Origin of the sequence: Kangiella sp., from assembly GCF_014762745.1 — a bacterium.
Classification (GTDB): domain Bacteria; phylum Pseudomonadota; class Gammaproteobacteria; order Enterobacterales; family Kangiellaceae; genus Kangiella.
In genome coordinates, this window is sequence record NZ_JABURJ010000125.1 from 1 (window position 1) to 5315 (window position 5315).

Below are 5315 nucleotides of genomic sequence, written 5' to 3' on the forward strand. Positions count from 1 at the left end.
TTGCCTAATACTGCTGCTGCTGTGAAGTCTGGTGCCTTACGGCCTACTAATACTCCCATTATTTCCTCCAAGAGTTGTGTTTATTCAATTTTAGGTGTGCGTATTATACGCTGATATGACAATAATTCTTAAGACCTTTCACAAAAGATTAAAGGTCTTTTTTAAACTGTATAAAACGTGAACGACAACACTAACTCAGTAATTGGGGGATATCACTGAGTGGGCGCTGATTCCCTTACGGGTCTGCTCAAAACTTTCTCGCATCAGGGTTCTGAACCATTTGTGCAGCGCAGTCTGGTGTTGTCGTTCATGCCAATAAAGATATATGTCCAGTTTCGGCAGTTTCAAGGGCATTTCTTTCATGGCTACGCCATAGCGCTCGCCTTCTTTCTCGGCGACCAGGCGCGGCATTGAAAACATCAGATCGGTGCGGCTACAAATGTCGAGCGCCAAGTGGAAAGTGGGAACATAGAGTGCAATTTTTCGTGACAAGCCCTGTTTTTCAAGCGTGCGATCAATAAAGGGTTTGCCTTTACCTGTCACTGTCACAAGACCGTGCCTTTGCTTGAGGTACTCATCCATACTGATACTTTTCTGTTTTGCCAGACGGTGCTGCTTGGACATCACCAATACGAAGTCATGCTGGATCAGGTGAAAATTATGGTATTTAGTACTTTCCAGAGACTTATCCTCTTCACTGACAAGAAAATCGATATCGCCCTGCTCCAGTAGTGAAATCCCATCCGGACGGATATTGAAGGAACGCAAAGCCACATTAGGCGCCTGCGCCTGCAGATCCTGCCAAAGGTTCGGCATAAACAAGCTCATTTCCAAATCCATCGACATAATGCTGATTTCACCTTTAGCGTTGGCCGGTTCGAACTTTTCCGGCTGAATCATACACATGAAATCTGCTAACCAGCTTTTTAGCTTAGGCTGTAGCTCGGCGGCCTTATCCGTTAGTTGATAGCCATTACCGACACGTACCAACAAGGGGTCACCCAACATTTCTCTTAGCCTTTGCAGTGAGCGACTAACCGCTGGCTGACTCATGTGAAGCCGATCAGCCGCATTCGAGATGTGCTTTTCTTCCAGAAGTACATCCAGTAGCACTAGCAGATTCATATCCAGGGAACGAATATTCTCAGTTTGCATAGTTAATATCTCTTTAATGCATTTCAAGCATAACTATAAACCCGTTACAGTGGCGCCATCAAGTCAATAGTTTCAATTTGGAGTTTATCAATGAGTAATAAATTAATTGCCGTGGTTTATCACAGTGGTTATGGCCACACTAAAGTGCTGGCCGAACAAGTTCATCAAGGCGCGCTGGATGCTGGTGTTGAAGCCAGGCTGATTCCAGTTAGCGAAGTCGATGACAACTGGGACACGCTGGCCAAGGCGGATGCCATCATCTTCGGCACCCCGACCTATATGGGCAGCGTTAGCGCCGACTTTAAAGCCTTTATGGATAAATCCTCGAAGGTATGGGCCGAACAGGGCTGGAAAGACAAGCTGGCTGCGGGTTTCACCAACTCAGGCTCCATGAGCGGTGACAAATTAAACACCCTAATTCAACTGTCTGTGTTTGCCGCTCAACAAAGCATGCTCTGGGTCAGTTTAGGCATTATGCCTGGTAACAATAGCACGCAAGGTTCACCTGATGATCTGAACCGTATCGGCAGCTATCTTGGTGCCATGGCTCAGAGCAATACAGACCAGGGTTCAGACCTGGCGCCACCACAAAGTGATCGTGAAACAGCGCGTTTGTTAGGAGTGCGAGTTGCTGAAATAGCCCAAAAATTCAAATAGTTATATCGAGCTAAGGCCTTTTCACATCACTTTCACGGACATTGAGGTAAGGTTAAATCATCAGTTCCCCAAACTGTGTTGTTGCAAATCGACTGTTTAATATTGTTCTCCCAACAGATATTCAACAGACTCGTCTAAACAAGGAAGTTATTTGTAGCACTTCCCCTGGCCACTTCACGTGGCCTTTTTTTTGCCTATACCAATCAAAGAGTTAAGAAGTCCATAGTGATCAGAATCAAAAGCCCTCTAAATAACAATGCAAGAGCAGTTGACAATCATTCTCATTTAGATAAAATAACATCCATCGAACACTTTTTACCCAATCATTATGTACGTTTGCCTTTGTAAAGCAGTCACAGATAAGCAAATTAAAGATGCCGCCTACAACGGTGCATCCAGTATGCGCTGTCTGAATAAAGAACTTGGCGTAGCCACCCAATGTGGCAAATGTGCAGTTACAGCCAAGCAAATTCTTCGCGAACATAAAAGCCAGGTTACCCAGTTCGATCCTCAGACCACTCCTAATTTTGTGGATGCAACACTTGGCAAAGCTCTCTAGTAAAAATTGTCGCTAAGACACTGATTCATATAAAGCCGCTTTCAAAGCGGCTTTTTTGTTCCTGCCCTTCTGCAATAGTTTTAGGTAGCTGCTTAAGAAATCAACATCTTAGATATTGGTTGGAGATAGCACCAATAACCCCATTTATATTGAGCTGAGGCACGCACAAAATATAGCAATCAAAATCTGTGACCTAAGGGAATCCCTTTAGGGAGATGATTTTGATAAGAATTTTCAGCAAAGGTGACCAACGGAAATCCCTTTAGGGAAAGTGCCCGTAGTGAATGACTACATGTAAGGCTCTTATTTAAAACACAAGTAAGACAAGTTATTTCCTAAATCCTCCTTTATCTATCAACAATCACTCTCAAACAAGAACACATCACATTTAACAATCATTCTAATTTACATTTAAATTCAATGGGTTAGATATTCATCAACTTGCTTGATCCAGGTCAAAGTCGTACAATCAACAGATACATTCTTAACTATCGGATTAAACAACAATGAAAGGCGACGCAAAAGTTATTGAGATTCTTAACAAGGTTTTGGGCAACGAACTGGTAGCCATTAACCAATACTTTTTGCATGCTCGCATGTATAAAGATTGGGGCTTGAAAGAGTTGGCCGATCATGAGTACGAAGAGTCGATTGATGAGATGAAGCATGCCGATATGCTGGTCGAGCGTATTCTGTTTTTAGAAGGCTTACCGAACCTGCAAGACTTGGGTCGCTTACGTATCGGTGAAGATACTAAAGAAATGCTTGAGTGCGATTTGGCGTTAGAGCTCGATGCCATTCCAGATTTGCGTGATGGTATTAAATACTGCGAGGAAGTTCGTGATTATGTCAGCCGCGATATTCTCAATGATATTCTGGAAAGTGAAGAAGAGCATGTCGACTGGCTGGAAACTCAGCTTAGTTTAATAGACAAGATTGGTATTCAGAATTACCTGGCTGAAAAAATGAAGGAAGGCGGTAACTAAGAACGTCGAAATTTAAACATTCAAGGGTAACAATTAGTTGCCCTTTTTTGTGATGCTTCTTTAAAGCACCACTCTAACTTCATGTCATTCCCGCGAAGGCGGGAATGACAATACTTGATTTTTATGCAAACCGGTTTCAGTAAAAACCATTATAGAACTAGATGCCTTTTTACCGGCTTCTCTTAAAACTACCTAACCCTATCAGGATAATCGGTGAAAACACCATCAACTCCCATCGCTTTAACCCTGGCAATATTATCCGGGTCATTGACGGTATGAACATAAAGCGACATGCCTTCCCGATGTACCTCCTGGACCAATTCTTCAGTTACTAAAGCCAAACTGGGATGAAAGCTATAGGCATTGACATCTCGCGCAAAACTTAAAGCAACATCAGGTTGCTCGTCTGCTATGACTCCAATTTGAATGTCCGGATCAAGTTGGCGCACCAGAAACAATTCAGAAAACAAATAGGAAGAAATGATAAAGTTTTCTTTTTTATAACGGTCTTTGTCCAACAGTTTGACCAGCTCCATGACCAGACTGGCAGTACGCAATCCCTTCAGCTCAATATTGATGAAGGTATCTCTATCAATAAGCTCAATCACTTCATGCAGAAAAGGAATCTTCTCGCCCTGCCCCGCATCAAGGCTGCGTAAATAGTCCACTGAATGATCGAGCAATAAACCTGTGCCATTGGTGGTTCTATCCAGCGTGTCATCATGGAAAACCAGCAGGTTGCCATCAATATTCTGCACATCGAACTCGACGCCATCGACTCCCAGCTCCAACGCCTTGCGAAACGACAGGAGTGTATTCTCCGGAGCCAAGCCCATGGCACCACGATGGCCAATGACTTTCATGCTACTTTGCGCCCTTCTGCTTCTTATCTCTTACTTTTAAGTTTGAGCCAAAAGACTTAGTTTCAAACAGATCAATCACCTTGATCAGATCGCTTAACTTCTTATAGCCATAGTTACGGATATCAATCGATGATTTGTTAGCAATAAAGGAGCCAATGGGTCCAAGTGAAGCCCAACCATCATCATCGGAAGTCATCTCAATGGCATTTCTGATCAGTTCAATCAGTTTCGTATCTTGTTTAAGCTTGCTTGGAGAGAACTTAGAAACCTCAGTGTTATCGAGTTTAGCTCCCAGTTCTAAAAAGCGGGTGCAGGCATTACGAAAGGCATCCGGAGTTTTGGTTTCGCCATAACCGAAAACCAGCTTGCCTTCATTAATCAGACGAGTGGCCAAGGGCGTGAAATCACAATCAGAAGTCACCAGGCAAAAGATATCGACATCCTTTCCATAAAGAACATCCATCACATCAATGGCCATAGCTAAATCCGTAGCGTTCTTTCCTTTGGTTAAATCAAATTGTTGGATTGGCTGAATGGCGAACTCCAGTAATATCTCTTCCCAACCTCTCAGGTTAGCATTCTTCCAGTTGCCATAGGCCTTGCGAATGATGACCATGCCATGATTAGCGAGGTCGGACAAAATCAAGTCGAAGTATTTACTCGAGGCATTATCCGCATCGACGAATAACGCTATGTGCTTATTCTGTTCCATCTTCTTCCTTCCATAAAAAATGCCGCATATAGCGGCATTTAATCATATAAGCTGTGTTGGTAAAACGTTGTTTTACTCAGGTTGCTTACCATAAGACTCATTCAAGACTTCTTGCAACTCGCCTTGCTGGAACATTTCAAGAATGATGTCACAACCACCAATCAACTCACCATCAACCCATAGCTGCGGGAAAGTTGGCCAGTTGGCATATTTTGGAAGCTCGGCACGAATGTCAGGATTTTGCAAAATATCAACATAGGCGAACTCATGGCCACACTGCATCAAAGCTTGAACTGCCTGAGCTGAGAAACCACACATTGGCAGTTTCGGTGAACCTTTCATGTAAATTAAAACTTTGTTGTCTGCAATCTGTTGTTTGATTT

Annotated in this window: 7 protein-coding genes; 3 read left to right on the top strand and 4 right to left on the bottom strand. The window is 43.2% G+C overall.

From position 1 onward, the window contains the following. Positions 1-195: 195 nt before the first annotated feature. Positions 196-1155 (bottom strand): LysR family transcriptional regulator, encoded by a 960-nt coding sequence (locus HUJ19_RS11220; protein WP_290624288.1) that lies wholly within the window; start codon positions 1153-1155, stop codon positions 196-198. 90 nt (positions 1156-1245) lie between these two features. On the opposite strand from HUJ19_RS11220, the gene HUJ19_RS11225 reads away from it, so the two are divergent. From HUJ19_RS11225 to bfr, 3 genes are all read left to right on the top strand, one after another. Continuing rightward, positions 1246-1812, top strand: a complete 567-nt coding sequence (locus HUJ19_RS11225) for a flavodoxin family protein (RefSeq protein WP_290624289.1) — start codon at positions 1246-1248, stop codon at positions 1810-1812. 328 nt (positions 1813-2140) lie between these two features. After that, the gene (locus HUJ19_RS11230; protein ID WP_290624290.1) at positions 2141-2371 is read left to right on the top strand and encodes a bacterioferritin-associated ferredoxin; all 231 of its coding nucleotides are present in this window, start codon (positions 2141-2143) and stop codon (positions 2369-2371) included. A gap of 506 nt (positions 2372-2877) precedes the next feature. Further along, the gene (bfr, locus tag HUJ19_RS11235; RefSeq protein WP_290624291.1) at positions 2878-3357 is read left to right on the top strand and encodes a bacterioferritin; all 480 of its coding nucleotides are present in this window, start codon (positions 2878-2880) and stop codon (positions 3355-3357) included. A gap of 188 nt (positions 3358-3545) precedes the next feature. Here the strand turns inward: bfr and HUJ19_RS11240 are convergent, their stop codons facing one another. The 3 genes from HUJ19_RS11240 to grxD all read right to left on the bottom strand — a co-directional run bounded on the left by HUJ19_RS11240 (position 3546) and on the right by grxD (position 5313). Then, positions 3546-4220 (bottom strand): glycerophosphodiester phosphodiesterase family protein, encoded by a 675-nt coding sequence (locus tag HUJ19_RS11240; RefSeq protein ID WP_290624292.1) that lies wholly within the window; start codon positions 4218-4220, stop codon positions 3546-3548. A 1-nt stretch (position 4221) separates the two neighbouring features. Beyond that, positions 4222-4932: an NYN domain-containing protein gene (locus HUJ19_RS11245; protein WP_290624293.1), complete on the bottom strand. Its 711-nt coding sequence runs from the start codon at positions 4930-4932 to the stop codon at positions 4222-4224. 72 nt (positions 4933-5004) lie between these two features. Further along, the gene (grxD, locus tag HUJ19_RS11250; RefSeq protein ID WP_290624294.1) at positions 5005-5313 is read right to left on the bottom strand and encodes a Grx4 family monothiol glutaredoxin; all 309 of its coding nucleotides are present in this window, start codon (positions 5311-5313) and stop codon (positions 5005-5007) included. Positions 5314-5315 lie beyond the last annotated feature (2 nt).

What these genes read in the sequence shown, in the direction of transcription:
- HUJ19_RS11220 (WP_290624288.1), bottom strand. Translation starts at nt 1,155, where the DNA reads ATGCAAACTGAGAATATTCGTTCCCTGGATATGAATCTGCTAGTGCTA.
- HUJ19_RS11225 (WP_290624289.1), top strand. Translation starts at nt 1,246, where the DNA reads ATGAGTAATAAATTAATTGCCGTGGTTTATCACAGTGGTTATGGCCAC.
- HUJ19_RS11230 (WP_290624290.1), top strand. Translation starts at nt 2,141, where the DNA reads ATGTACGTTTGCCTTTGTAAAGCAGTCACAGATAAGCAAATTAAAGAT.
- bfr (WP_290624291.1), top strand. Translation starts at nt 2,878, where the DNA reads ATGAAAGGCGACGCAAAAGTTATTGAGATTCTTAACAAGGTTTTGGGC.
- HUJ19_RS11240 (WP_290624292.1), bottom strand. Translation starts at nt 4,220, where the DNA reads ATGAAAGTCATTGGCCATCGTGGTGCCATGGGCTTGGCTCCGGAGAAT.
- HUJ19_RS11245 (WP_290624293.1), bottom strand. Translation starts at nt 4,932, where the DNA reads ATGGAACAGAATAAGCACATAGCGTTATTCGTCGATGCGGATAATGCC.